Annotated in this window: 26 protein-coding genes and 1 pseudogene; 11 read left to right on the top strand and 16 right to left on the bottom strand. The window is 74.5% G+C overall.

The window, feature by feature from the left end; all coding sequences use genetic code 11:
- Positions 1-112: 112 nt before the first annotated feature.
- The 4 genes from ABTX81_RS37465 to ABTX81_RS37450 form a co-directional block, all read right to left on the bottom strand.
- Positions 113-466, bottom strand: coding sequence for a DUF2516 family protein (locus ABTX81_RS37465; RefSeq protein WP_350555022.1), 354 nt, complete (start codon positions 464-466; stop codon positions 113-115).
- Positions 467-580: 114 nt separating this feature from the next.
- The gene (locus ABTX81_RS37460) at positions 581-1,099 is read right to left on the bottom strand and encodes a hypothetical protein (protein WP_350555020.1); all 519 of its coding nucleotides are present in this window, start codon (positions 1,097-1,099) and stop codon (positions 581-583) included.
- 20 nt (positions 1,100-1,119) lie between these two features.
- The gene (locus ABTX81_RS37455; protein ID WP_350555018.1) at positions 1,120-1,533 is read right to left on the bottom strand and encodes a helix-turn-helix domain-containing protein; all 414 of its coding nucleotides are present in this window, start codon (positions 1,531-1,533) and stop codon (positions 1,120-1,122) included.
- A 75-nt stretch (positions 1,534-1,608) separates the two neighbouring features.
- The gene (locus tag ABTX81_RS37450; RefSeq protein ID WP_350555016.1) at positions 1,609-2,739 is read right to left on the bottom strand and encodes a DNA polymerase III subunit beta family protein; all 1,131 of its coding nucleotides are present in this window, start codon (positions 2,737-2,739) and stop codon (positions 1,609-1,611) included.
- Positions 2,740-2,910: 171 nt separating this feature from the next.
- Here ABTX81_RS37450 and ABTX81_RS37445 point away from each other — a divergent pair, with 171 nt between their 5' ends.
- Positions 2,911-3,525: a YceI family protein gene (locus ABTX81_RS37445; RefSeq protein WP_350555014.1), complete on the top strand. Its 615-nt coding sequence runs from the start codon at positions 2,911-2,913 to the stop codon at positions 3,523-3,525.
- A gap of 228 nt (positions 3,526-3,753) precedes the next feature.
- Here the strand turns inward: ABTX81_RS37445 and ABTX81_RS37440 are convergent, their stop codons facing one another.
- Positions 3,754-4,719 (bottom strand): LysR family transcriptional regulator, encoded by a 966-nt coding sequence (locus ABTX81_RS37440; protein ID WP_350555012.1) that lies wholly within the window; start codon positions 4,717-4,719, stop codon positions 3,754-3,756.
- A gap of 147 nt (positions 4,720-4,866) precedes the next feature.
- On the opposite strand from ABTX81_RS37440, the gene ABTX81_RS37435 reads away from it, so the two are divergent.
- Together ABTX81_RS37435 and ABTX81_RS37430 are read left to right on the top strand one after the other, a co-directional pair.
- Positions 4,867-6,099, top strand: a complete 1,233-nt coding sequence (locus tag ABTX81_RS37435; protein ID WP_350555010.1) for an MFS transporter — start codon at positions 4,867-4,869, stop codon at positions 6,097-6,099.
- Between the two features lie 10 nt (positions 6,100-6,109).
- A pseudogene (locus tag ABTX81_RS37430) lies at positions 6,110-6,595 on the top strand (macro domain-containing protein).
- On the opposite strand, the gene ABTX81_RS37425 reads toward ABTX81_RS37430, so the two are convergent.
- Positions 6,583-7,122, bottom strand: coding sequence for a GNAT family N-acetyltransferase (locus ABTX81_RS37425; protein WP_350555008.1), 540 nt, complete (start codon positions 7,120-7,122; stop codon positions 6,583-6,585). The pseudogene ABTX81_RS37430 and the gene ABTX81_RS37425 overlap by 13 nt on opposite strands.
- 180 nt (positions 7,123-7,302) lie before the next feature.
- Between ABTX81_RS37425 and ABTX81_RS37420 the strand changes: the two genes are divergently transcribed.
- Positions 7,303-8,130 (top strand): TetR/AcrR family transcriptional regulator, encoded by an 828-nt coding sequence (locus ABTX81_RS37420; protein ID WP_350555006.1) that lies wholly within the window; start codon positions 7,303-7,305, stop codon positions 8,128-8,130.
- A gap of 54 nt (positions 8,131-8,184) precedes the next feature.
- Here the strand turns inward: ABTX81_RS37420 and ABTX81_RS37415 are convergent, their stop codons facing one another.
- From ABTX81_RS37415 to ABTX81_RS37390, 6 genes are all read right to left on the bottom strand, one after another.
- Positions 8,185-9,498 carry a GNAT family N-acetyltransferase gene (locus tag ABTX81_RS37415; protein WP_350555004.1) on the bottom strand — a complete coding sequence of 438 codons (1,314 nt, stop codon included), beginning with the start codon at positions 9,496-9,498 and terminating at the stop codon, positions 8,185-8,187.
- A gap of 121 nt (positions 9,499-9,619) precedes the next feature.
- Positions 9,620-11,089, bottom strand: a complete 1,470-nt coding sequence (locus ABTX81_RS37410) for a C40 family peptidase (RefSeq protein ID WP_350555002.1) — start codon at positions 11,087-11,089, stop codon at positions 9,620-9,622.
- 260 nt (positions 11,090-11,349) lie between these two features.
- A complete protein-coding gene (locus tag ABTX81_RS37405) occupies positions 11,350-12,465 on the bottom strand; it encodes a hypothetical protein (RefSeq protein WP_350555000.1) in 1,116 nt (371 codons plus the stop codon).
- 69 nt (positions 12,466-12,534) lie between these two features.
- Positions 12,535-14,445, bottom strand: coding sequence for a threonine/serine exporter family protein (locus ABTX81_RS37400; protein ID WP_502892944.1), 1,911 nt, complete (start codon positions 14,443-14,445; stop codon positions 12,535-12,537).
- 67 nt (positions 14,446-14,512) lie between these two features.
- Positions 14,513-15,214 carry a DedA family protein gene (locus tag ABTX81_RS37395; protein ID WP_350554996.1) on the bottom strand — a complete coding sequence of 234 codons (702 nt, stop codon included), beginning with the start codon at positions 15,212-15,214 and terminating at the stop codon, positions 14,513-14,515.
- A 60-nt stretch (positions 15,215-15,274) separates the two neighbouring features.
- Positions 15,275-16,483: a TetR/AcrR family transcriptional regulator gene (locus ABTX81_RS37390; protein ID WP_350554994.1), complete on the bottom strand. Its 1,209-nt coding sequence runs from the start codon at positions 16,481-16,483 to the stop codon at positions 15,275-15,277.
- Positions 16,484-16,748: 265 nt separating this feature from the next.
- On the opposite strand from ABTX81_RS37390, the gene ABTX81_RS37385 reads away from it, so the two are divergent.
- Positions 16,749-17,906, top strand: a complete 1,158-nt coding sequence (locus ABTX81_RS37385; RefSeq protein ID WP_350554992.1) for an acyl-CoA dehydrogenase family protein — start codon at positions 16,749-16,751, stop codon at positions 17,904-17,906.
- 60 nt (positions 17,907-17,966) lie between these two features.
- Here ABTX81_RS37385 and ABTX81_RS37380 read toward each other — a convergent pair whose 3' ends face one another.
- Positions 17,967-18,233 (bottom strand): hypothetical protein, encoded by a 267-nt coding sequence (locus ABTX81_RS37380; RefSeq protein ID WP_350554990.1) that lies wholly within the window; start codon positions 18,231-18,233, stop codon positions 17,967-17,969.
- A gap of 156 nt (positions 18,234-18,389) precedes the next feature.
- On the opposite strand from ABTX81_RS37380, the gene ABTX81_RS37375 reads away from it, so the two are divergent.
- Positions 18,390-18,707: a cupin domain-containing protein gene (locus tag ABTX81_RS37375; protein ID WP_350554988.1), complete on the top strand. Its 318-nt coding sequence runs from the start codon at positions 18,390-18,392 to the stop codon at positions 18,705-18,707.
- A gap of 26 nt (positions 18,708-18,733) precedes the next feature.
- Here the strand turns inward: ABTX81_RS37375 and ABTX81_RS37370 are convergent, their stop codons facing one another.
- Positions 18,734-19,366, bottom strand: a complete 633-nt coding sequence (locus ABTX81_RS37370) for a TetR/AcrR family transcriptional regulator (RefSeq protein ID WP_350554986.1) — start codon at positions 19,364-19,366, stop codon at positions 18,734-18,736.
- A gap of 109 nt (positions 19,367-19,475) precedes the next feature.
- On the opposite strand from ABTX81_RS37370, the gene ABTX81_RS37365 reads away from it, so the two are divergent.
- On the top strand, positions 19,476-21,020 hold the full coding sequence (locus ABTX81_RS37365; RefSeq protein WP_350554984.1) for an MFS transporter: 1,545 nt from the start codon (positions 19,476-19,478) through the stop codon (positions 21,018-21,020).
- 28 nt (positions 21,021-21,048) lie between these two features.
- Here ABTX81_RS37365 and ABTX81_RS37360 read toward each other — a convergent pair whose 3' ends face one another.
- Positions 21,049-21,366, bottom strand: a complete 318-nt coding sequence (locus tag ABTX81_RS37360) for a type II toxin-antitoxin system Phd/YefM family antitoxin (protein WP_350555024.1) — start codon at positions 21,364-21,366, stop codon at positions 21,049-21,051.
- On the opposite strand from ABTX81_RS37360, the gene ABTX81_RS37355 reads away from it, so the two are divergent.
- The 4 genes from ABTX81_RS37355 (at position 21,308) to ABTX81_RS37340 (ending at position 23,697) form a co-directional block, all read left to right on the top strand.
- Positions 21,308-21,433 carry a hypothetical protein gene (locus ABTX81_RS37355; RefSeq protein ID WP_350555026.1) on the top strand — a complete coding sequence of 42 codons (126 nt, stop codon included), beginning with the start codon at positions 21,308-21,310 and terminating at the stop codon, positions 21,431-21,433. The two genes, ABTX81_RS37360 and ABTX81_RS37355, sit on opposite strands and share 59 nt — an antisense overlap.
- A gap of 203 nt (positions 21,434-21,636) precedes the next feature.
- Positions 21,637-22,275 (top strand): class I SAM-dependent methyltransferase, encoded by a 639-nt coding sequence (locus ABTX81_RS37350; RefSeq protein ID WP_350554982.1) that lies wholly within the window; start codon positions 21,637-21,639, stop codon positions 22,273-22,275.
- A 339-nt stretch (positions 22,276-22,614) separates the two neighbouring features.
- Positions 22,615-22,917 carry a Sec-independent protein translocase subunit TatA gene (gene tatA / locus ABTX81_RS37345; protein ID WP_350554980.1) on the top strand — a complete coding sequence of 101 codons (303 nt, stop codon included), beginning with the start codon at positions 22,615-22,617 and terminating at the stop codon, positions 22,915-22,917.
- Between the two features lie 153 nt (positions 22,918-23,070).
- The gene (locus ABTX81_RS37340; protein ID WP_350554978.1) at positions 23,071-23,697 is read left to right on the top strand and encodes a potassium channel family protein; all 627 of its coding nucleotides are present in this window, start codon (positions 23,071-23,073) and stop codon (positions 23,695-23,697) included.
- Here ABTX81_RS37340 and ABTX81_RS37335 read toward each other — a convergent pair.
- Complete coding sequence (locus tag ABTX81_RS37335; RefSeq protein ID WP_350554976.1) at positions 23,694-24,068, bottom strand: VOC family protein; 375 nt, start codon at positions 24,066-24,068, stop codon at positions 23,694-23,696. The genes ABTX81_RS37340 and ABTX81_RS37335 overlap by 4 nt on opposite strands.
- Positions 24,069-24,085 lie beyond the last annotated feature (17 nt).

The following is a 24,085-nucleotide window of genomic DNA, read 5'->3' as shown; positions in this document are numbered from 1 at the left end:
GATCGGGATCGTCCGACGCATCAGGGGGGAATCCTGGGAGTCGGGCCCGGCCGTGGCCAGGACCTGTCCGCGCGGTGATCCCGCCGGACGCCGGGGCCCGGCCTCTCCGTCGTCACCAGGGCCCGTACGGCCCCATGTTGCGCTGGTCGCCCCGGCCGCCGCCCCGGTTGGTCAGCGCCCGGATCGCCGGGCGGACGTCGACCACGTAGACGATCGCGGCGACCAGGCCCGCCAGGGTGAGGAAGCTGGTCAGGAAGTTCGCGCCGAACAGCAGGTCCAGCCCGAAGGCGATGCCGAGGATCGCCAGCCAGAAGCCCTTGGTCTTCTTGTCGGCCGCCCGGTAGGCGTCCTCCGGGCGGGTGGCGGCGTCGACCAGCGCGTACAGCTTGTAGCCCAGGATGGCGACGGCCAGCCACCAGAACGGATTCAGGTAGTCCAGGAACAGGATCTGGGCCACTCCGCCCATCACGGCCTCCTCGTCTCGCTGTGGCACCCCGTCCGCCCATCCTGGCACGGCGGAGCGTCCGCCACGGGGTCAACGGCCCGGCGGCGCCCGACGGCGCCCCGGGATCCTGCGGTGCTACTCCGCGCTCTTGCGGGACCGGCCGCGCTTCGGGGCGGCGGGTGCCCCGTCCTCCACCAGCTCGCCCTCGACGACCTCGCCCTCGGCCGCACCGGCGTCGATCCGCTCGGCGACCGCCTCGCCCGCACCGGCCTCGGCGCCGCGCCCGCGGTCGACCGCGACCTTGCCGCGCTCGGCCAGCCCGTCGTAGGTCTCCTTGGCCTTCACCGCCAGCTCGACGGCGCGGCCGACCTGCTGGAGCGCGAAGGTCTGCGCCTTCTCCTGCAGGACCTTGAGGTCGGCCGGCAGCGCGCCGACCGTGTCGGTGACCTTCGCCTGCGCCTCGACCAGCCGGGCCTGGGCCTCGGCCAGCCTGGCGGTGGCCTTCTCCTGGGTGCCCTTGCGGTCGGCCGCGAGCGCCTCGACCTTGCCCGGCACCTCCCGCAGCTTCTCGTAGGCGAGTTCCCCGGCGCCGGCGAGGGCGTACAGCGGGGTCGGGTCGGTCAGGGTCTTCTTGATGTCGTCCGTGATCGGCACGGCCGGTCCTCCCGTGGTGTCTAGGGTGCCTTGCCCTCGTGCTCGTCCGCGCTCCCGCCCGCGTCCTCGTCCGCGCCGGACGGCTTCCCGGCGGCGTTCTCCTTGAGGAAGGCGTCGTAGACCGCGAGCAGCGCCTGCTTCTGCTGCTCGTTGATCAGTGGATCGGCCAGGATCGAGGCCCGCAGTTCCAGGCCCTCACCGCGCCGTTCCTCCAGGATCCCGGCCTGGACGTAGAGCGTCTCCGCCGAGATCCGCAGCGCCTTGGCGATCTGCTGCAGGATCTCCGCGCTCGGCTTGCGCAACCCTCGCTCGATCTGGCTGAGGTAGGGGTTGGACACGCCGGCGGCCTCCGCCAACTGCCGCAGCGAGTACTGCGCGTTGCGCCGCTGTTCGCGGATGTACTCGCCCAGCGAGCCGACGTTCAGGGAGGCCATGCGACCACCCTGCCCCACCCTGCTTGCTTTTGCAAGCGCACCGCTAGCACCAGCAAACGCCCGGGCGCGCCAGGGTCAGGCCGGGAGGCGGACCGGCATCAGGACGGAGAAGGTGCCGGGGCGGTCGGGGGTGCGGATGGCGAGGGGGGCGATCGGGCCGCCGAGTTCCAGGACGAGCTGGCCCGGGGCGCCGGCCGGGAGGGCCTCCAGGAGGAAGTCACGGTTGACCGCCACCCGGAGGGCGTCCGGACCCGGCGCGTCGGCGTCGCCGTCCGGGGCGGCGAGGGTGAGGCGGCCGGTCCCGTCGACGGCCAGCACGGCGACCTCGCAGTCGGCGCCGTCCGGGCCGGACGGGAGGCTGCGGGTCGGCGCGGACGCCACCGCCGCGCGCAGGTCGGCGGCGGGCAGGCCGACCCGGTGGACGGGGTCCAGCCGGACCAGCGCGCGGTAGTCGGGGTAGTCGTGGTCGAGCGCGGCGCCCTCGATCCGGTGGCCGTCCACCGCGACCCGCACCGCCGCACCGCCGAGCGCCAGCTCCACCGGCCCGGCGGCGGAGCCGAGCAGCGCCCGGAGGGCGTCGGCCAGGGGGGCCGGCACGATCGCGGCGGCGGAGGCGTCGGAGGCGTCGGGGGCAGGGGCGTCCGGGGTGTCCGGGGTGCCGACGAGGACCTCGGCGAGGGCCATCCGGTAACGGTCGGTGGCGACCAGCCGGAGCAGGCCGCCGTCCAGGTCGAACAGCACGCCGGACAGGACCGGCAGCTCCGGGTCGCCGCCGACGGCGAAGCGGACCGCGTCCAGGGCCTCGGCCAGCGCGCGGGCGGGGACGGTGAAGCGGTACTCGGCGGGGGCGGTGGTCATCGGGTTCTCCCTCTGGTCGATCAGCCGGCGGATCAGGGAGAGCTCCCGGCGCGCGTCGGCGAGGCCGTCCTCCAGCCGGCGCAGGTGCGCGTCGAGCACCCGGTGGGCGGCGCCGCCGGGGGCCGCGCCGAGCACGGCCCGGATACCGGCCAGCGGCAGGCCGATCCGGCGCAGCCGGGCGAGCAGCCGGGCGTCGGCGAGCTGCTCGGGCGCGTACCAGCGGTAGCCGGTGCGCGGGTCGACCCGGGCCGGGGCGAGCACGCCGGCACCGTCGTAGAAGCGCAGGGCGCTCACGCTCAGACCGCTGTCGCGGGCCAGCTCTCCGATGCTGCGCAGGTCGCTCTCCATGCCGGGGACTCTGGGGCCTCGACCGGGTCGAGGGTCAAGCCGGACGGCCGGACCGGATCCGACCCTACCGGCGGGCCCCGATCCGGGTGGTTGAAGTTTGAACGAACCCGGGCTACAGTGGAGCCAACAAGTTGAAGCCTAAACAAATGGCTTCGAACCCGAGGAGGAGCCATGGGCCTGTTCAACCGCAACAAGAACGTCGCCGCCGCGACCACCACCGCCGTCGCCGTCGCCGAGGGTCCGGACCTCGGCCACCTCTCGGGCGACTGGACCATCGACGCCACCCACAGCGAGATCGGCTTCTCCGTCCGCCACGCGATGGTCACCAACGTCAAGGGCCGCTTCACCGAGTACGACGGCAAGCTGCACCTCGACGGCACCACGCCGACCAACTCCAGCGCCGAGCTGGTGATCAAGGTCGGCAGCATCGACACCAACCAGGCCCAGCGCGACGAGCACCTGCGCACCAGTGACTTCTTCGCCGCCGAGACCTTCCCCGAGATGCGCTTCCGCAGCACCTCCGCCGAGCGGGTGCGCGAGGACTCCTACCGGATGACCGGCGAGCTGACCATCAAGGACGTCACCCGCCCGATCGTCCTGGACCTCGACTTCACCGGCACCGCCGTCGACGCGTACGGCGTGGACCGGGCCGGCTTCGAGGGCAAGGCCGTCCTGGACCGCACCGACTGGGGCCTGACCTACAACGCGGCGCTGGAGACCGGCGGCGTGCTGATCGGCGAGAAGGTGAAGCTCACCTTCGACATCTCCGCCGTGAAGGCGGCCTGACCCGGCCGACCGCGGCACCGGGCCCTGCGGGCCCTCCCCGACCGCGGGCGCGCAGCCCGCTCCCCCAGCACCTGCGCGCCCGCATCCACTCCCACCCCTGCCGACCCCCGAGCGGCAGGGGTGGGACCACATCAGGCTCGAACAACCCTCCGGCGCCGGGTGATTCCTGACCCCGGGCAGGTTCGTACACGTTCTCGCCGGCGGCCTCGCGCCCGGGCGGCGGACCGCTCAGGGCGCCAGCAGCGCGGCGTCCGGGGCCGGGAGCCAACTGCCCTCCGGCCGGCGCAGCCACGCCTCCCGGGCCCCGAGTCCGGCGGCCGCGGACACCAACGCGGTCAGCCCGGGATGCCGCAGGTCCGGGCGGTGCACCAGGCTCACCAGACTGAGCGGCACCGGCTCGACGAGCGGCACGGTCACCGCGCCCGGCAGCGTCGGGCCGCCGACGGTGGTCAGCATCGGATCGCCGTGCCGGGCCAGGTAGCGGGCCGTCTCCTCCACCCCCACCGGCGGGACCCGCGGCGGCGCCGGCGTCAGGCCGTGCTCGCCCAGCAGCCGCAGGCCGAGGTCGGCCCACTCGGTGGTGGCGGGGTTGCCCGCGCAGACGTCCACCGGATGGCCGGCCAGCTCGGCCACCCGCAGGACCGGCCGGCCGGCGAGCGGATGGCCGCCCGGCACCATCACCGCGACCCGCTCCAACCTGACCGGCCGCTGCACGAGTTGGGCGCGCACCCCGGCGGGCAGTCCGGCGAAGCGGCCGAACGAGACGTCCAGCCGGTGAGCGAGCAGTTCACCGGCCGCGGCCGCCAGCCCGCCGTGGAAGCGGGCCAGGAGTTCGCCCTCCGGCCAGGCGGCGCGCACCCGTTGGAGCAGCCGGTCGCCGGTGAGGTCCGGCCCGGTGACGTCGCTGTTGAGGTCGAGCAGCAGCGGACGGTGCGCGGCGCCGGCCACGATCTCGTCGTGCAGCGCCAGCAGCCGGCGCGCCTTGGGCAGCAACCCCTGTCCGGCTTCGGTGAGTTCGACGCTGCGCGTGGTACGGGTGAACAGCGCGTCGCCGAGCAGCCGTTCCAGCGTCCGGACGTCCCGGCTGAGCGCCTGCTGGGCCACGTGCAGACGCTCGGCGGCCCGCCCGAAGTGCAGCGTCTCGGCGGTCGCGACGAAGCCGCGGAGCAGACGGGGGTGCAGGTCACGGGGCATGGCGGCAGGCTAGCAACGCGACCGGGACGGGCGGCCCGGGGCATTGACACCATCCTGTTGTCGATCTGGCGGAACAGGTGTTGGACCACGCACCACCGGCGGCCCGAGGCTAGGGGGCCTTCCCTCCCCCTCTTTCCGCGGAGTCCCATGCTCGCCCCCTACCGACGTCTGTTCGCCCGGCCCGGCACCACCGCCTTCACCCTGGCCGGGCTGCTCGGCCGGCTCTCGCTGTCGATGACCGGCGTCTCGCTGGTGGTGCTGATCGCCGAACGGCGCGGCTCGTACGCGCTGGCGGGCACCGTCGCGGCGGCCGGCCTGGTCACCGGGGCGATCGGCATGCCGGTGATCGGGCGGCTGGTCGACCGGTTCGGACAGGCCCGGGTCACCGTCCCCGCGGTGCTCTACTGCGTGGTGCCGTTCTCCGGGCTGCTGCTCTGCGTCCGCGCGGGCGCCCCCGACTGGACCCTGTACCTCTGCTGGGCGGCCGCCGCGGCGGCGCCGAACCTCGGCGGCATGGCCCGGGCCCGCTGGGCGCACCTGTTCCGGGACGAGCCGGACGAGCTGCACCTCGCCAACTCCTTCGAGCAGGTGCTGGACGAGCTCTGCTTCATGGCCGGACCGGTGCTCGGCATGGTGCTGTGCACGACGATCGCGCCGGAGGCCGGCATGCTCGCCGCCGGCGGGTTCGGCACGGTCGGCGGCCTGCTCTTCGCGGCCCAGCGCCGCACCGAACCGCCGATCGCCGACCGCCCCGCCGCCGAACGGCACGGCTCGCCGCTGCGGGTACCGGCGCTGCGGGTGCTCACGCTGACCTTCCTCAGCACCGGCATGATCTTCGGCGCGCTCGACCTGACCACCGTCGCCTACGCGGACGCGCTGGGGCACCGGCCGGTCGCGGGCGGGCTGCTGGCCCTGGTGGCGGCCGGGTCCTGCGTGGCCGGGCTGGTGTTCGGCACGCTGCGGCCGAGCGGGCTGGCGGGCACGCGCTTCCTGCGGGGCGTCGCGGCGATGGCGGGGCTGCTGCTCCTGCCGCTGGCCGCCGGGCTGGGCGGCGCCGGGCTCGCACTGCTCGGGGTCGCGCTGTTCGCGGCCGGGACCGGGACCGCGCCCACCATGGTCACCGGGATGACCCTGCTCCAGGAGCTGCTGCCGCAGCGGCAGTTGAACGAGGGCATGGCGATCGCGGTGTCCGGCATCGTGGTCGGCATCTCGGGCGGCTCGGCGCTGGCCGGCACGCTCGCCGACCACGCGGGGCCCGGCGCGGGCTACTGGGTCCCGGCGGGGGCGGCGGCGCTCGCCCTGCTGATCGCCCTCGCCGGCCGCCGCCACCTGGGCGTTCCGGCGGAGGAGTCCGAACGCGCTGTCAGTGGGGCGCGCTAGCGTTCGGGCCATGGCGGAGGCGAGCACCATCACGTACGTCCGTGGCGATGCCACGGCGCCCCAAGGCAAGGGGGTGAAGGTGATCGCGCATGTCTGCAACGACCTCGGGGGGTGGGGGAAGGGGTTCGTGGTCGCGCTCTCCGACCGGTGGCGCGAGCCGGAAGCGGCGTACCGGCGGTGGCACCGGGAGCGGGCGTCGAACGACTTCGGGCTCGGCGCCGTGCAGTTGGTCCGGGTCGGGGAGTACCTCTGAGTGGCCAACATGGTCGGACAGCGGGGCATCCGCACGAGCCGCTCCTCCGGGACGCCGGTGCGCTACGAGGCGATCGACACCGCGCTGGCGACGCTCGGCGGGCACGCGCTCGACCTGGGCGCCTCCGTGCACATGCCGCGGATCGGGTGCGGACTGGCGGGCGGGCGCTGGACGGCGGTGGAGCCGCTGGTGACGGCCCGGCTGACCGGTCGGGGGGTGCCGGTGACCGTCTACGACCAGTGACGGGCGAGCTCGGAGGCCGGCCAGGTGTACTCGTACTCCGGCAGCGTGTGGCCACCGGGGAAGACGCCCTCGCGCGCGTCGGTGCGATGGGCGCCCTCGCGCTCGTAGAAGGCGACCGCCCGGGTGTTGGCCTGCAGCACCTCCAGGTAGAGGTCGGCCCCGGGGTGGCGGCGGGCCGTGTGGCTCCGGGCGGCGTCCACCAGCCTGCGGCCGATGCCGCCGCCGGTCAGTCCGGGGCGGACGTGCAGGTTGTCGAGCAGGATCCGGCCGTCCCCGTGCGGGACGACGTAGGCGAACCCGACGACGTCACCGTCCTGTTCGGCGATCAGCAGCTCGGGGGTCGTCTCCGGGCCGCCGTAGTCGGCGGCGAGCCGCAGCTCCCAGATCTCGCGCCGCTGCCCGGCCAGCCCGTCGCCGAGGGCTTCGTCGGGGACGATGCCGGCGTACGCGGTGCGCCAGCTGGTGGCGTGCAGTTCGGCGACGGCCCCGGCGTCCCGGGCGGTGCCCTGCCGTATCAGGGTGCTCATGGAGCCAGCATCTCATCCATGCTTGAACGCGTTCAACTCATGACTTATCGTCAGAGCATGTCTTTGAACGCGTTCGAAATCAGCGTGAGGACGGCGTCGGCACCGGATGCGGAGGGGGCATCCGGTGCCGCACGCGCCGACACCGCCTGGGACTGACCCGATCGGGCTAGGCTCGGGACCGTGGACGACCTGGCAGCGACGAACGGCACGAGCGCGACGAACGGCGGCGACGGTGTGGACGGGGGCACCGACGCCGCCGGGGGCGCCGGAACCCCCGCCGGAAACCCCGCCGAGGCGCGCGGCAGCCGCGCGCGGCCGAAGACCGACAAGAGCGAGCAGACCCGGGCCCTGATCCTGGAGACCGCGATGCGGCTCTTCCAGGAACGGGGCTACGAGAAGACCACCATGCGCGCCATCGCCACCGAGGCGGGCGTCTCGGTCGGGAACGCCTACTACTACTTCTCGGCCAAGGAATTCCTGATCCAGGGGTTCTACGACGGCATGACCCACGACCACGCGGCGGACGCCAGGCGCCGCATGGCGCACACCAGGGACTTCGCCGAGCGGCTGGAGATCGCGCTGGCCTCCTGGCTCGACACGGCGGCGCCGTACCACGAGTTCGCGGCCCAGTTCTTCCGCACCGCCGCCGACCCGAACAGCTCGCTGAGCCCGTTCTCCAACGAGTCCCACCCGGCCCGGGCGACTGCGGTCGAGCTGTTCCGCGAGGTGCTGCAGGGCTCCGACCTGGCGCCGAAGCTGGACGCCGAACTGGTCGAACTGCTGCCCGACGTGCTGTGGCTGCACCTCATGATCGTGGTGCTCTACTGGGTCTTCGACCGGACCGAGGACACCGAGCGGACCCGGGAGTTCGTCCGGCGCTCGACCCCCATGGCGGCCCGGGTGATCAACCTGTCGCGCTACCGGGTGTTCCGGCCGATCGTCCGCGACGCCAAGGGCCTCATCCAGGACTTCATCCTGCCCACCATCGGGAAGACGGCCGTGAAGTGACGACGGTCTGCGACCCCGGCCCGCGCGGGCCGGGGTCGCAGACCTGGCGGCCGGTCAGAAGCCGTCGATGTTCCAGGCCAGCAGCGGCGTGCGCAGCAGCAGGTCCGCGGCGGCCACCGCGCCCGGGCGCAGTTCGGTGATCAGGCCGGCCACCGCGAGCCGGGGCAGCGTCTCGCCGGCCAGGTAGAGCGCGCCGAGCGCCGAGGCGTCCAGCGCCAGGTCGGCCTCGTCGGTGGTCCGCACGCAGCGGCCGGTGCCGTCCGCGGCGACCTCCAGCGCCCAGCGGCCGGCGGCGTAGCCGTCCCGGTCCTCGACGTCCAGCACCACGCGGCCGGGCGCGCCGTACGTCCGGGCGTTGAAGGCGGCCTCGACGTCCAGCACCCGCAGCCACATGAAGTCGGCGTTCTCCGCGTGCGGGGTGGCGGCGCGCGGCTCGTTCAGCAGCATCGGCAGCGGGTCGTCCGGGCCGACGTTCTCGACCGAGATCTTGCGCACCCAGTCGACCGAGAAGAGGTAGCGCCACAGCGCGGTGGCCGTGGGCCGGTCGAGGGCGAAGAAGTCCAGCACGGTGAGCGTGCAGTTCGGGTAGGAGCCGTCCCAGGTGTCGTCGACCTTGTAGACGGCCTGGCCGGTGGGGATGCCCTCGGCGTCCCGGTGGATGACGGCGAAGGGCTCCTTCCAGTCGAAGCCGGGGACCTCGATCTCACCGGTGTGGCGCTGCCAGGTCAGCTCGTCGCGGTCGATCACGCCGGCCTGGGTGACCCGCCAGCGGTCGAACAGCTCGGGGCCGGTCTTGCGCAGCTCCTCCATGCTCACCAGGTCGATCCGCCCACCGGGCACGGTGGGCAGGCCGGCCCGCAGGCCGCCGGCGCGCAGCAGGTCGATGTTCCAGCCGTGGCCGCGGGTGGCGGGGCCGAAGCCGTACCGGCCGTAGATGTTGTACTCGGCGGCGACCAGGATGGCGACGGCGGCGCCGCGCTCCCGGGCGGCCGCGAGGTCCCCGGTCATCATCCGGCGGAGCAGGCCGCGACGCCGGTGGGTGGCCGTCACGGTGACGGCGGTGATCGCGTCGGCCTTCACTACGGCGCCGCCGGGGACGGTCAGTTCGGCGTCGAAGCTGCGGAAGGTGGCGACGATCCGTCCGTCGTCGAACGCCCCGGTCATCCGGCCCGGCTCCCACTGCCGGCGGCGGAACTCCGTCGCCCGCCCGACGTGCGAGCGCAGGAAGCCGACGGCGAGCGCCCGGTCCCACTCCTCGACCTCGTCCTCGCCGACCGCCCGGATCTCGATGCCGTCGACGATGTCGCCCTGCTCCTTCACGCGGCCGCTGCCCGGATCACGGGGCCCGCCGTTCGTCTCGTTGCCCATTCGCTCACCGTACGGCGGGATTTCGGCGAGGGCACCCGATTTATTCCCGCCCTCCGGCGCCCCGGCGCCCGAGGCTCGCCCACTGCCCGCCCGGGACGGGCGGCGGGCGTCCGGGCCGGGGTCAGGGGCGGGCGTAGAAGTCCGGGGTGCCCATGATCCAGAGGCTGGCCTGCTTGATCGGCACGCCGGCCCGGGGGGCCTCGATCATCTGGTCGTCGCCGATGTAGAGGCCGACGTGGTGGATGTCGGCGGCGCGGCCGGTGGTGCTCCAGAAGACCAGGTCGCCGGGGCGGAGCTGGCGGTAGGTGACCGGGGTGGACTGGGCGTACTGGTCGGCGGCGAAGTGGTTGAGGCGTTTGCCGCCCTGCCGCCACGCCATCATGGTCAGCCCGGAGCAGTCGTAACCGCCCGGGCCCTCGCCGCCCCAGACGTAGGGCAGGCCGATCTTGGAGCGGGCGAAGGCGATGGCGTCCGCCGCGCCCTCGGCCGACCACGGGCGCGGCGGCGGGGGTGCGGCGGAGCCGGCGGGCGGAGCGGCCTTCGCGGCCGCGGCGGCTTCGGCGGCCTCGGCCGCGGCCCGCTCGGCGGCGGCCCGTTCCGCGGCAACCCGTTCGGCGGCCGCCCTGGCCTCGGCCTCCCGGGCGGCCTGCTCCGCCGCGGCCTGTTCGGCGGCCGCCCGCTCCGCCGCCTCGCGTTCGGCCGCCGCCTTCTCGGCGGCCGCGCGGGCGGCGGCCTCGGCCTCCCGGGCGGCGATCGCCTCCAGCGCCTCGCGCCGCTGGCGTTCCAGCTCGACGGTGGTGTGGCGGGCGGCGGCCAGCTCGGCGAGCAGCTGCTCGCGCCGCAGTGCGGTGGCCGCGACCTGGTTCTGCTGGTCCGCCAGCCTGGCCTCGGCGCGCTGCCGGGCGGCGCCGACCGCGGCGGCGGCGCGTTCGGCGGCCTCGCTCGCGGCGCGCGCGGCGGCGGCGGCCCGGGCCGCCCCGGCGGCCGTGGAGACCGCCGCGTCGAGGATCTGCCGGGTGCGGTCGCTGGCGACCCCGACCACCGCGGCCCGGTCCCCGGCCTCGCGCGGGCCGTGCGCGCCCAGCAGGGCGTTGATCGCGGAGAGTTCGGCGGTGGTGCCCTGACGGTACGTCTCGGCGGCCAGGGCGGCGGCGTCCTCGGCGGCCGCGGCCCGCTCGGCCTCGGCGGCGGCCGCCCGGCCGGCGGCGGCGGACTGCTCGGCGCGGGCCCGGGTGAGGGCCAGTTGGGCGCCGTTGTAGGCCTCGACGGCCTGTTCGGCGGTCCGGGCGGCCCGGTCGGCCTCGGCCTTGGCGGCGGTGAGCCCGGCCTCGATGGCGGTGACCGCGCCGGCCTGGCGGTCGGCCTCGGACCGGGCGCGGTCGATCTCCTCGGCGGAGGGGAAGGCCTGCTCCCCGGCTGCGGCGGCCCCGGCTGCGGCGGCCCCGGACGGGACGGAGACGGACGGCCCGACGGCGGGCGGGCCCGACGGGTCGACCGTGGACGGGTCCGCGGGGACGGCCGATGCGGCGGGGAGCAGTCCGAGCAGGGCGGTGAGGGACAACAGGAGGGTCGGCAGGAGCCTGCGCGCCACGGTGCACCCCTTCGAACGGTCACGAGGGAGTGGAGCGGCGCACGCGCGAGCCGCCGCGGGACCGGGGTGACGACGGGACCTGCCGGTGCCCGCCACCGCCGGAGGCCCGGCGAAGCATCCCATTCCGTGACAAGACGGTCACTGTCCGCCATGTTCTCAAGCCGGGCCGCTTTCACACCTCAAGCCCGTGCCGCCAGCCGGGTGACCATCAGATGATCCGACCGCGACTCACCTCCGGCCGGATGCTCCGGGTGGAGGACCTACCGGCTCATCCGGCGGGTGCGCGTCCGCAGCCGGCGCTGCCGGCCCGGCCGGGGTGTCCGGTCGGCCGGGCCGACCGCGTACGTCCGGCTGCGCCCGGCCCGGACCACCCGCCGCCGCTGCTGGGACCGGCCGTGCCGCCCCGCCCGGTCGGCCGTGCCGCCGTACCCGTCCGGCCCTCCGTACGCCGCCGAGGTGCCGGGGCCGGCGCTCCGGTGGCTCCCGGACGGGTGCTCGGCGACGCCCGCCGCCGAGCGGCGGTCGGCCAGCCGGGCGGAGCGCCGGGCCAGTGCCCGGGCCGCGTGCGCGTCCAGGTGGGCGGTGGCCCGGGCGGCCATCCGCTCGGCCACCCGGTGGGCCGCCGGGTGGTTGGCCGGCACCTTGTCGGGAGCCCCGGCGATCAGGTCGAAAAGCCAGGTGCGGGCCCGGTCCGCGCGCCGGTGCAGCAGGCGCTCGCGCCGGAGCGCCCGGGACCGCAGGCGCGGGCTCGCGGCGTACCGCCAGCGCGCCCAGGGGCTGCTCGGGCGGGCCAGCCGGACCGCGCCGATCCAGGAGAGGCCGGGCACCATGATGCCGAGCAGGCCGGTCCACACCTTGCCCTTGAGCAGGGTGACGACCATCGCCAGCGCGTTCACCGAGATGATCGTGACCAGCCCCCACCTGGTCTCCCCGGTGGGCTCGGCGCCGAGCGGGACGTAGCCGACGAGCAGCAGGCCGGTGAAGAGGATGCCGAAGATCACCGCGTCCACCGACTTGCGGCCCTGCTCGCCCCAGTAGACGTCGTCCAGGTGCAGGATCAGCGCGAACTCGTCCAGCACCAGGCCGCAGCCGATGCCGAAGAGCAGCCCGAAGACGTCGATCCACGGGTGCCCGCCGTAGGTCGCGAACACCCCGATGCCCCCGGCCAGCAGGAAGCCCAGGCCGAAGACCATGTGGTGGATGTGCAGCCCGCCGGGCGTCACGTTGCCGGGCCACCAGCGCACCTGGGCCCTGATCATCCGCACGCTGAACCGGATGAACACGAACGAGGTGATGAACCCGACCAGCAGCAGGAACAGCGGTTGCTTGTGCGTGGCGACGATGTGCTCGCGGTAGCCGTCCAGCAGTGTGGTCATGGGTCTTACCTTCGTTCCTGGTGCTGCGTGCGGCCTGCCGCGACATGGCCCGGGGGCCAACGGTCGGCGTCAGAAGCCGCGGGTGCGCTTGGCGGCCCGGCGCGGGATCACCGGGGCGAGCGAGGGCCGCTCCACCCCGACCGGGAGCTTCATGAAGAGCCGGGCGATCTCGCCGCCCAGGTTCACGCCGATGGCCAGCGCCATCGCGATCGCGGCGGCCCGGGTGATCTGGACCAGGCCCCCGCTGGGGTGGCCCTGGGCGAACGACAGCATGCCGAGGTAGAGCGCCGAACCGGGCATCAGCGGACCGATCGCGGCGGTGACGTACGGCAGCGCGGACCCGTTGCGGTAGCGCGCCATCAGCTGGCCGAAGAGGCCGACCAGGCCGGCCGCCACCCCGGTCGCGACGATCGGCGAGACCCCGGCGTTGTAGGCGAGCACGCCGTAGCTGGCCCAGCCGATGCCGCTGTTCAGGGTGACCAGGGCGAGCGAGCGGCGGTCGGTCTGCAGCAGCATCGCGAAGGCCAGCGTCAGCACCATCGCCGCGACCATCTGGACCGGCGGGTAGCTGATCCCGGCCAGCGACTCGTCCGGTTTGAGCTTGGCGTTGAAGCCGACGCCCAGGTAGAGGATCAGCATCACGCCGATGACGATGCCCGCCACCAGGTAGATCACCTCCAGCAGGCGGGCCGCGGCGGTGATGTAGAAGCCGGTCAGACCGTCCTGCACGGCGGCGACCAGGGCGCGTCCGGGCAACAGCGCGAACAGCCCACCGGTGATCACCACGGAGCCGCGCAGGCCGAGGTCGTTGAAGGAGAGCACGATGCCGGAGGCCGCGGCCGGCATCGCGGCCAGCACGAACTGGTAGAACTCCGGCAGCCCGCGACGGGCGACCAGCGAGGCCAGCCGGTCACCGAGCACGGCGGCGACGAAGGCGCTGAGGAAGACCAGCCAGGCCTTGTCGTCGATCCGCCCGCCGACCAGGAAGGTCGCCGCGCCGGCCAGCAGACCGGTGTTCAGCGCGAGCAGCCAGGCCGCGTACGGGTGCCGGTTGCGGCGGATCACCGCGAGCCGGCGGTAGGCGTCGTTGACGCTCACCTGCTCGGCGGTGATGTCCGCGACCAGCTCGTACACCGCGTTCAGCCGGGTGTAGTCGGAGGTGCGGCGGCGCACCACGCGGTCGGCGGTGATCGGCGGCTCGACCAGCGAGGGCTGGTGCGAGATGCCGATCAGGGTGAAGGTGACCTGCGGCTCGCAGCGGTCCAGCCGGTAGGCGTGCGCGATGCCGAGCATGGCCGCCTCGACGTCCTCGGCGGCCTCGCCGCTGGCCAGCAGCAGTTCGCCGATGCGCAGGGTCAGGTCGAGGATGCGCGGCACGTTGCGGGCCGCGGCGGCGGAGGGGTGCAGCTCGCGGGCGGTGCGCTCGAAGGCGGGGCGCTCGGACATCGGGGTGCGCAGCAGGGTGCGCATCCGGTCCGGCCAGGGCGCCTCGCCGGGGGCGCCGGGGCTGAGCGCGCTGAGCGGGATGCCGGTCGGCGGGGTGTAGCCGGCGGCCCGCCACTCCTCGGGGGTGAGGGTGTCCTCGGCCACCGAGCGGCGGTAGACCGGGGGGATCGGCTCCGGGCCCGTCGGCGGCTTCGCGGAGCCCGCCCGGCCGGCGCCCGGCGCGGTCTGCGGCGCGGGCTCCGGCTCGGGTTCCGGGGCCAGCAGGCCCTTGGTCTCGGGGACGGGCAGGGCGAGCGGGATCTCCACGGTCGGCTCGGCGACCGGGGCGGGGTGCCCGAGCAGCCCCTCGGTGGGCGGCGCCTCGGACGGGTGGACCGGCCGCGCGCCGGCGGCCGGGCGGGCCTGCCGCTGCGGGCGGCCGCCCCGGCCGCCCCTGGCCCTCTTGCCGCCGCCCGGTCGGCCCCGCTTCGGCACTTCCGCTCCTTGCCGCCCCTGGCGGTGCCGGTCCCCCGGGCCGCCGTTCGATCTCCGCATACACCTTGCCTGATCGAACTGCCGGACGCACATGTACGCGACGGCGGGCGCGGGCGCTCCCGGACGCCTACCCGGCGCGGTGGCGGCCGGTCCCGGCGGCCGGGGCGGCGTCGGCCCGAGCGGCGTCGGCGCCGGCCGGGACGGTCCGGCCGGAGCGGCGGGCGCGCAGCAGTTCGACGGCCACCGGGATCACCGAGACCAGCACGATGCCGACCAGGATCGCCTCGATGTTGTCCCGGACGAACGGGATCTGTCCGAGGAAATAGCCGAGCACCGTGACGCCGCCGCCCCACAGCACGCCGCCGATCACGTTGAAGAGGACGAAGACGCGGTAGTTCATCCCACTCACCCCGGCGACGATCGGGGTGAAGGTGCGCACGATCGGCACGAAGCGGGCCAGCACGATCGCCTTCGGCCCGTGCCGCTCGAAGAAGGCCGCCGCCTTCTCCACGTTCTCCTGCTTGAACAGCCGGGAGTCGGGGCGCCGGAACAGGCTCGGGCCGACCTTCCGTCCGAACAGGTAGCCGACCTGGTCGCCGGCCACCGCCGCGAGCACGATCAGCGTGCAGATCAGCCAGAGCGGCTGGTGCAGGTAGCTGCCGTCGGCCACCAGCAGACCGGTGGTGAAGAGCAGGGAGTCGCCGGGGAGGAAGAAACCGATCAGCAGGCCGGACTCGGCGAAGACGATGGCCAGGATGCCGATCGGCCCGAACGTGGAGATCAGGTGGGTCGGATCGAGCCAGGACGGGCCGAGGGCGAGGCTGGTCACGGTGCGGACTCCTGAGGGCCTGAAGGAAGGTCGACTTTTGGCAATGAAACAGTAAAGCATTCACCAAGAGACCGTCGGGCGCCCCTGCTCCGGCAGGCCCAGCACCGCCCGGCCGAGCCGCAGCAGGCAGTCGCCGAGGTCCGGCCGGGTGCTCGACGGCCGGTTCCGCACCCCGTCGTTGACCAGCGAGAACAGCGCGTGCACCCGGATCCGGGCGGCCACCGCGTCCTCCTCCGGACGCATCCTCCCGAGCAGCTCGACCCAGCCGCGCAGGAAGTCCCGCCGGAAGTCCACCGCGGCCCGGCGGTCCGCCGGCGCCAGCCGCTCCGTCTCGCTCAGCATCACGCCGAGGCAGTCGCCGTCGCGCCGGGCGAAGCCCACGTACGCAACGAGGCCCGCCGCCAGCGCCGCCTCCGGCCCGCCCGGGGTGGCGGTGATGGCGCCGCCGACCTCGTGCCGAAGGCGCTCCCGTCCGCGCACCAGGGCCGCCGCGAGCAGCTGCGCCTTGCTGTCGAAGTGCCGGTAGACGCTGGGCCCGGAGATTCCGACGGCGGCGCCGAGGCGGTCGGTGCTGACGTTGTCGAAGCCCCGCCGGTGGAACAGCCGCACGGCCGCCGTCAGCAGTTCCTCCCGGCGCGACGGCCGGCCCGGCCCGCTCCCGTCGGCGGACGCGGGCGCTGCTTCCGAGTCGGGTGCGGGGTCGGGCGCGGTGCCGTCGAGCCGGACGGCGAGCACCGCGGTGAGCAGCTCGCGGAGCACCCGCTCGGCCCGGCGCGGCGACGGGGCGGCGGAGAGGCAGGAGAGCCCGGCGCCCGCCGAGAGCGCCGACCAGCAGAGCAACTCGGCGTCCGCGGCGGTGAGTCCGGGGCGCTCGGCGCGCAGCAGGGCCGCCATCCGGTCGACGACGGCGCGAAGTTCGCGGCGCAGTGCCGCCCGCCGCTCGGACGGCAGCAGCCGGGCGTCGCGCTGCACCAGGGTGCCGAGCGGGCGGTGGGCGACCGCCACGGCGGCCAGCGCGGCGGCGAGTCCGGCCGTCGAACCGGCGCCGCGCACCCCGTCCGCCAGCGCGTCCAGGCCCACCCGGACGGTGCGGTCGAGCAGTTCGGGCTTGCCCCGGAAGTGCCGGTAGAGCGCGGGGGCGGTGATGCCGACGCCGGCGGCGACCTCCGCCATCGAGACCCGGTGGTAGCCGGCGCGGTGGAAGCGTTCGGCGGCCACGGCCAGGATCCGCGCCCGCCGGACCTCCGCGGGCGGCCGCCGCACCACCATGACGCCCGCCCCTCCCCGCCCCCGGCACCCGCTGCGAGATCCGCTCCGGCGCCTGCCGGACAGCTGCCCGGCAGGCTAGCAGGGGTTCACTTGAGGGCCCGCCGAGCCGGTCACCGGGCCGTTCGCAGCAGCGCGGACTCCACTCGCCCCACCCTGGACAGCCGAAGCTACCCGCGATTAACTTGTCGGGCGATCGGCGGGGCCGTCCGGGACCGCCGCGCCGGGCTCCACCGAACGTCAGGCACCGTCGAAGGGAGGCGCCGCCGTGCGCCGCACCGTGTTCACCGAGGACCACGAGGCCTTCCGGGAGACCATCCGGGACTTCATCGCCAACGAGGTCGTCCCCGTCTACGAGAGCTGGGAGGCCGAGGGCCACCCGCCGCGGGACTTCTACCGGCAGCTCGGCGCGCTCGGCGTCTTCGGCATCGAGGTGCCGGAGGAGTACGGCGGCGCGGGCGAGAGCGGTTTCAAGTACCAGGCGGTGGTCGCCGAGGAGACCGCGCGGGCCGGCGTCAGCTTCGGCTCCTCCGGGGTGCACACCGGGCTGGTGCTGCCCTACCTGCTGGAGTACGCGACCGAGGAGCAGAAGCGGCGCTGGCTGCCCGGCTTCGTCTCGGGCGACCTGATGACCGCGATCGCGATGACCGAGCCGGGCGCCGGCTCCGACCTCGCCGGCATCTCCACCACCGCGCGGCTCTCCGAGGACGGCACCCACTACGTCCTCAACGGCGCCAAGACCTTCATCACCGGCGGCGTCCTCGCCGACCTCGTCCTGGTGGTCTGCCGCACCTCGCCGCACGACCCGGAGAACCGCCGGGCCGGGCTCTCCATCCTCTGCGTGGACACCGACTCCCCCGGCTACAGCGTCGGCCGCAAGCTGCAGAAGATCGGCCTGCGCACCTCGGACACCGCCGAGCTGGCGTTCTCGGACGTCAAGGTGCCGGTGGAGAACCTGCTGGGCGAGGAGGGGAAGGCGTTCGCCTACCTGACCCACAACCTGGTGCAGGAGCGGCTGGCGATCGCGGTCGGCGCGTACGCGGCCGCCGCGGCGGCGGTGCGGTTCGCGGTGCAGTACGTCAAGGACCGCAAGGTGTTCGGCAAGGCGGTGGCCGAGTTCCAGAACACCAAGTTCACGCTGGCCGACTGCGAGTCCCAGGTGATGGCGCAGCAGTCGATGGTCGACCGCGCGCTGGAGCTGTACCAGAACGGCGAGCTGACGGTCGCGGACGCGGCGGCGGCGAAGCTGTTCTGCACCGAGTCGGCGTCCGTCGTGATCGACAAGTGCCTGCAGCTGCACGGCGGTTACGGCTACATCCTGGAGTACCCGATCGCCCGGCTCTACACCGACAACCGGGTGTTCCGGATCTACGGCGGCACCAGCGAGGTCATGCGCAGCATCGTCGCCAAGTCGCTCGGCCTGTAGGGCGTGCTCCCGTTCACCCGTCCGGCGGAGTCCGGCGGGTGAACGGGACGCGCGCCGGGATCAGTTGGGCGAGTGGTGCTCGGCGCGCCATGCGTCCCAGCCGGCCGACGAGGCCACCTTGGCCTCGTGCAGGGCCCGCTGGGCCAGGGCGGTCGGCGGGCTGTCCAGCCCCCGCACCCAGTTGCGGCCGGCCGTGGCCAGCGCCGCGCACACCATCACCGCGCCCGCTGTCCCGAACAGCGCGCCGATGCCCGTCAGCACCGCGCCGCCGGCCAGCAGCGAGCGGTTGACCTGGAACCCGCTGAAAGAACGCTCGTTGGTCGCCATGCCTCCACGATGGAGGCAGTCGGCCGCCGCCGCACGCCGAGCGCACCCGCGTGCGGCCCGGCCCTCCTCGGCGTGCGGGCGCGGGGCGCGTCCGGGACGCTGGGCCGCAGGAGCGCCCGCGCAGCAGACGGCACCCGGACGGCAGGAGGACGCGCGATGGTCGATCTCGAACAGCTCGTCGCGGAGCACGCGGCCATGGCGGCCGAGAGCCCGCACGGCCGCAGCGCCCATCTGGTGCTGCACGACGGGGTGCTGCGGCAGACGGTGATCGCGCTGACCGCCGGCACCTCGCTCGACGAGCACAACGCCCCGGCCGCCGCCAGCGTCCAGGTGCTGCGCGGGCGGGTCTCGCTCACCATCGCCGGGCGGCGCGAGGAGCTGTCGGCGGGACAGTTGCAGGCCGTCCCGCAGGAGCGGCACGGCCTGCTGGCCCACATCGACTCGGTGGTGCTGCTGACGGCCGTCACCGTCTGAGGCCCGGGCCCGGGCCCGGGCCCGGGTCAGGCCGCCGGGCCGTGCCAGTCGGGGGATCCGTGCCAGTCCGGCGCGGGCTTGGGCTTCAGCACCGCACCGCCGACCAGCTCCAGCCCGCGCAGCAGCTCCCGCCCGCCGGGCGCCAGCTCGGGGGCGGCCAGCCACTGCCCGGCCAGGCCCACCAGCAGCGCCTGGTAGAAGGTGCCGAGGGCCAGCTCCTCCTCGGTGTCCGGCACCTCGGGGAGCCCCTGGAACAGCGCCGCCAGCCCGAGCCGCCCGGCCTTCTGGATCCCGGCCATCGCCTCCCGCAGCTCCGGCGCCCGCTCCACCTGCACCATCGCCTCGAACTGCGAGGCCCAGAGGCCGCGGTTCTCGGCGATGGTCTCGCGCACGCCGTCCCAGACCGCGACAAACCGCTCCTCCGGGTCGTCGGAGGCCTCGTTGGCCCGCGCCACCACGGCCCCCACCATGAGGCCCCACTCCCCGGTCGCCTCGATCAGCGCCGCGTTGAGCAGCGCCTCCTTGGAGCCGAAGTGGTAGCCGATGGCCGCCAGGCTGACACCGGAGGCGGTGGCGATGTCCCGGGCGGTGGTGCGCCCGTAGCCCTTCTCGATCAGGCAGCGCTTGGCGCCGGCCATGAGGTCCTCGCGATTTCCCATGCCCGCATGCTACGTCCGAACAAGACGGATGTCTTGCACAGACGTCTAGCACGAATGATTGAGACGCCTGTACTAGACAGCCGTCTGACACATCCGTACTGTCTTCCCCATGACCGCAACCACCGGCCGCGCAGGCCGTCGCGAATGGATCGGCCTCGCCGTTCTGCTGCTCCCGACCCTCGTCCTGACCATGGACATGGGCGTGCTCTTCTTCGCCGTCCCCTACATCTCCACCACGCTGGCGCCGAGCGGCACCCAACAGCTGTGGATCATGGACATGTACTCGTTCCTGCTGGCCGGGCTGCTGATCACGATGGGCGCGCTGGGCGACCGGATCGGCCGCCGCCGGCTGCTGATGATCGGCGCCACCGGCTTCGCCGGCGCCTCGCTGCTCGCCGCCTACGCGGACGGCGCCGGCCAGCTGATCGCCGCCCGCGCCCTGCTGGGCGTCGCCGGGGCCACCGTGATGCCCTCGACCCTCGCGCTGATCCGCAACATGTTCCACGACCCCAAGCAGCGCCAGATCGCGCTCGGCGCCTGGGGCGGCATCCTGACCGCCGGCGCCACCCTCGGGCCGGTCGCGGGCGGCCTGCTGCTCGACCACTTCTGGTGGGGCTCGGCCTTCCTGCTCGCCGTCCCGGTGATGGCCCTGGTCCTGCTCACCGCCCCGGCGCTGCTGCCCGAGTACCGCTCCCCGCAGCAGGGCAGCTTCGACCTGCTCGGCGCCGTCCTCTCACTGGCCGCCGTCCTGCCGCTGGTCTACGGCGTCAAGACGCTCGCGGTGGACGGCTGGGACCCGCTCGCCGCGCTCGCCGTCCCGGCCGGCCTGCTCCTCGGCGGCGCGTTCTACTGGCGCCAGCGCACCGCCGCCAACCCGCTGCTCGACCTCGGCCTGTTCCGGATCCGCGCCTTCAGCGGGGCGATCAGCGTCAACACCGTGGCGATGTTCGCGATGATGGGCTTCACCCTCTTCACCTCGCAGTACCTGCAGCTGGTCAAGGGCATGAGCCCGCTCACCGCCTCGCTCTGGTCGCTCGTCCCCAGCGTGGGCGTCGGCGCCGCCGTCGGCCTGAGCTCCGCGCTCGCCGGGAAGGTCCGGCCTGCGGTGATGATGGCCGGGGGCTTCCTGATCGGCGCGGCGGGCTTCGCGATGATGACCCAGGTCGGCGCGGACTCCCCGCTGGCGCTCATCCTCACCGCGGCGGGCGTGCTGGCCGCCGGCACCGTCGGCACCATGACCCTCACCGCCGAGCTGGTCGTCTCCGCCGCCCCGGTGGAGCGGGCCGGCGCCGCCTCCGCCACCTCGGAGACCGCCGTCGAGCTCGGCAGCTCCCTCGGCATCGCGCTGCTCGGCGCGGCCGGCGCCGCGGTCTACCGCTCCCACCTGGACGGCGCCCTCCCGGCCGGCCTGGACGGCGAGGCCGCCCGCACCGCGCAGGACACCCTCGGCGGCGCGGTCACCGTCGCCGCCCAGCTGCCCGGCCGGCTCGGCGCCGACCTCCTCACCACCGCCCGCACCGCCTTCACCGACGGCCTGCACGTCGCCGCCGTCGTCGGCCTCGTCCTCGCGATCGGCGCCTCCCTCCTCGCCTACCGCCTCATGCGCCACCTCCCCGCCGCCGCCACCCCGACCCCCGAACCGGCCACCGCCTGACCCCACCGCCGATCCCCCGCCCCGCGCGTCATCGCAGCCCCCGCCACCCCGGCGGGGGCTGCCGCGCTCCCGCCCCCTCCGGCTCACCGCCGCCGACGCTCCCGGCAATGCCCGAGGGAGTGCACGCACACCTCGCCACGCACTCAGGCGATGGGGCCGACACCTCCGCCCGCCGCCCGGCCCCGTCCCGATCGGCCGCTCCGCCGCGCGGCTCCCCCGCGAGGCACCTCGGCCGAAGGTACTCGGAGTGGTCCATCACCACGGCCTCCTCCCGCCCATGGCGCGTGATGATCGTGGGGGTCCCGGAGAGAGCGCGGTCGACGACCCTGGTCAAGTGGCGGCGCACCTCGCTCAGCGGCTCGACGACCGGCTCGGCACGCGGCCTCGACTGCTCCACCGTCACGCCCGCCTGAAGATCAAATACCGAGCCCTGCTTCGACATGCCGCCCCCTCGAGTTCCGCCGAGCACCGGCCGCGCACAGAACGCCCGAGGCCCTGGCCTCGGGCGCTCAGAGGTATCCCCGCATGCGCGGGGAGCAGCACAACAGCGAGCAGAGCGACCGGCACCGCCGGTAAAGCGGCTGCGGCGGGGGGAGGCCCGTGTCAGGGTGCCTGAATGAACAACGAGTCGAACCATGGGCGGGTGCGGGGGAGTTATGACGTGGTGGCGGAGGAGTACCGGGTGCGGGTGGGGGGTGAGCTGGGGTTCAAGGTGATGGACCGGGCGTTGTTGGGGGTGGTGGTCGAGGGGGCGGCCGGGGGGACGGTGGCGGACCTGGGGTGCGGGCCGGGGCATGTGGCGGGGTGGCTGGCCGGGCAGGGGGTCGGGGTGGTCGGGGTGGACCTGTCGCCGGCGATGGTGGCGGTCGCCCGGCGGGACCACCCCGGGGCGGAGTTCCGGGTCGGGGACCTGCTGGGGCTGCCGGCCGGGGACGGCGAGTTCGCCGCCGCGGTGGCGCTCTACTCGGTGATCCACCTGGAGCCGGAGGAACTGCGGCCGGCCTTCGAGGAGATGCGGCGGGTCCTGCGACCGGGCGGCGCGCTGCTGGTGGCGTTCCATCTCGGCACCGAGGTCCGGCGGCTGGACGAGTGGTGGGGCCACCGGGTCGACGTCGACTTCCACTTCCTGGAGACCGCGGCGGTCGCCGACCTGCTGACCTCGGCCGGCTTCACCGTGACCGCCCGGCTGGAGCGCGGCCCGTACCCGCAGGAGGCGCAGACCCGCCGCGGCTACCTGTTCGCCCACCGGGACTGACCGCGCCCGCCGCGCGGCGCCCGGAACCGGCCAAAACCCGGGCGCGGCACGGTCCCGGGTGCCGTGGTCCCCGCCCGTCCGCTTCCCCGCCGCCCCGGCCGGCCCCGGTGGCGGACCCCCGGCGGGACCCGCCGGCACCCGGCCTGACCTCGGCCGATGCGGGCGTCCCTGGCGGGCCCGGCGGGCCGGCTCGCCGTCCGCCGGCGCAACATCTGGTTTTTGACCAGCGTTTCCCGGCCGGTGTATACGTTCGCCGCCACGGGCAGGCATACTGGCCAGGAGGGCGCTTTGCCCAACTGTGACGTATGACTCTAGACGAGAAGGGACCGGTGGCCAGGGATGCTGCGTAACGGTCTTGAGCCCTGGCACGTGCTCGTGGTGCTGGCTGTCGTGATCCTGCTGTTCGGGTCGAAGAAGCTGCCGGAGATGGCCCGCGGCCTCGGCAAGTCGATGCGGATCCTGAAGGCGGAGACGAAGGCGATGCGCGAGGACGACACTCCCGCCACCGCCGACGCCGCCCAGGGTACCGCTCAGAGCACCGCCGCCCCGGCGCAGCCGGCTGCCGAGCAGCCCCGCCAGGCCGTGACCCCGACTCATGTGGCCAAGGCCACCGAGCAGCCGCGGTCCACCACCACCGCCTGAGACCCGGCGGCGCGAACCCGGCCGGAGCCCCCGCCCCACGGCGGGGGCTTCGTCGTGTCCGGCTGTTCGGCCGCTCCGCTCCCGGACTCGACTGGCCGTCCCTTTTGATCCGTTGTCTCCTGGTGTGCACGACCGGAGGAACGGAGGCGGCGCATGGCGAGCGAGGAGCCCGGCGGACCCCCCGCTCCCCTGCCCCGGGACAACCCCGACCTCCAGGCCTGGGGCCTGCTGCTCGGCTCGTTCACCCTGCTGATGGCCGGCTACTTCACCCTGCCGCTGCGCTCCCTGGGCGACAACCGGCCGGTGCTGAGCTGGGTGCTCTTCGGGGTGGTGCTGACCGGGCTGACCGGGCTGCTGGTGGCCCGGATCGTCGACACCTTCCGCGGCACGGGCCGTCACCCCGGGGTCTGGCTGGCCTTCCTGATCTGCCTCTCGCTCACCGTCTTCGCCTCCACCTACTACGTCCTGGCCGACCGTCCGGGTGAGTTCGAGGGGCTGGAGACCCGGCTCGACTCGCTGTACTTCACGGTGGTCACGATGGCGACCATCGGCTACGGCGACATCACCGCGGCCGGGCAGGGACCGCGGCTGGTGGTGCTCCTCCAGATCGCCTACAACTTCGTCTTCCTGGCGGCGGCCGCCGGCGCGCTGGGCCGGACCGTCCGCAGCGGCATGGAGACCCGCGCCGCCCACCGCGACGAGCACCCCCGCGAGCACCGTCACGGCCGCAGGCGCCACAGGGGCGACCAAGGCGACCAGGACGAGGCCGAGGACGGCTAGGACCGGCCGGCGTCGATCACGCAGAAGCGGTTCCCGTCCGGGTCCTCGACGACCACGAAGTCCGGGTCCTCGGGGTAGAGGTCCCAGTCGACCCGCCGGGCGCCGAGGCCGACCAGCCGCTCCACCTCGGCGGTCTGGTCCGCCGCGTCCGCCGCGTAGAGGTCCAGGTGGACGCGCGGGTGCCGCTGCGGCGGCGTGACGCTCCGGCCGAGCGCCACCTGGACGCCGGGCGCGCCGTCCGCCGGGACGAGCACCACCCAGCGCTCCTCGACCACGCCGTCGCGGGGGACGTAGCCGAGGGCCTCGCCCCAGAACGCCGCCGCGCGGCGGACGTCCGCCACCCCGAGCACCACCGAACCGATTCTCAGCACGCCGCCGATTCTGCCGG

It is taken from the genome of Kitasatospora sp. NPDC097605 (assembly GCF_040302725.1).
Classification (GTDB): Bacteria; Actinomycetota; Actinomycetes; order Streptomycetales; family Streptomycetaceae; genus Kitasatospora.
The sequence above is the reverse complement of the archived record's forward strand: the minus strand, read 5'-3'. Positions and strand labels throughout refer to the sequence as shown.

Coding starts and splice junctions, on each gene's coding strand:
- ABTX81_RS37400 (WP_502892944.1), bottom strand. CDS start 14,445: ATGCGGAGATCGAACGGCGGCCCGGGGGACCGGCACCGCCAGGGGCGG.
- ABTX81_RS37435 (WP_350555010.1), top strand. CDS start 4,867: ATGCTCGCCCCCTACCGACGTCTGTTCGCCCGGCCCGGCACCACCGCC.
- ABTX81_RS37450 (WP_350555016.1), bottom strand. CDS start 2,739: ATGGAGAGCGACCTGCGCAGCATCGGAGAGCTGGCCCGCGACAGCGGT.
- ABTX81_RS37380 (WP_350554990.1), bottom strand. CDS start 18,233: ATGGCGACCAACGAGCGTTCTTTCAGCGGGTTCCAGGTCAACCGCTCG.
- tatA (WP_350554980.1), top strand. CDS start 22,615: ATGCTGCGTAACGGTCTTGAGCCCTGGCACGTGCTCGTGGTGCTGGCT.
- ABTX81_RS37405 (WP_350555000.1), bottom strand. CDS start 12,465: ATGACCACACTGCTGGACGGCTACCGCGAGCACATCGTCGCCACGCAC.
- ABTX81_RS37365 (WP_350554984.1), top strand. CDS start 19,476: ATGACCGCAACCACCGGCCGCGCAGGCCGTCGCGAATGGATCGGCCTC.
- ABTX81_RS37375 (WP_350554988.1), top strand. CDS start 18,390: ATGGTCGATCTCGAACAGCTCGTCGCGGAGCACGCGGCCATGGCGGCC.
- ABTX81_RS37415 (WP_350555004.1), bottom strand. CDS start 9,498: ATGGGCAACGAGACGAACGGCGGGCCCCGTGATCCGGGCAGCGGCCGC.
- ABTX81_RS37355 (WP_350555026.1), top strand. CDS start 21,308: ATGATCGTGGGGGTCCCGGAGAGAGCGCGGTCGACGACCCTGGTCAAG.
- ABTX81_RS37370 (WP_350554986.1), bottom strand. CDS start 19,366: ATGGGAAATCGCGAGGACCTCATGGCCGGCGCCAAGCGCTGCCTGATC.
- ABTX81_RS37350 (WP_350554982.1), top strand. CDS start 21,637: ATGAACAACGAGTCGAACCATGGGCGGGTGCGGGGGAGTTATGACGTG.
- ABTX81_RS37390 (WP_350554994.1), bottom strand. CDS start 16,483: ATGGTGGTGCGGCGGCCGCCCGCGGAGGTCCGGCGGGCGCGGATCCTG.
- ABTX81_RS37445 (WP_350555014.1), top strand. CDS start 2,911: ATGGGCCTGTTCAACCGCAACAAGAACGTCGCCGCCGCGACCACCACC.
- ABTX81_RS37425 (WP_350555008.1), bottom strand. CDS start 7,122: ATGAGCACCCTGATACGGCAGGGCACCGCCCGGGACGCCGGGGCCGTC.
- ABTX81_RS37340 (WP_350554978.1), top strand. CDS start 23,071: ATGGCGAGCGAGGAGCCCGGCGGACCCCCCGCTCCCCTGCCCCGGGAC.
- ABTX81_RS37455 (WP_350555018.1), bottom strand. CDS start 1,533: ATGGCCTCCCTGAACGTCGGCTCGCTGGGCGAGTACATCCGCGAACAG.
- ABTX81_RS37440 (WP_350555012.1), bottom strand. CDS start 4,719: ATGCCCCGTGACCTGCACCCCCGTCTGCTCCGCGGCTTCGTCGCGACC.
- ABTX81_RS37465 (WP_350555022.1), bottom strand. CDS start 466: ATGGGCGGAGTGGCCCAGATCCTGTTCCTGGACTACCTGAATCCGTTC.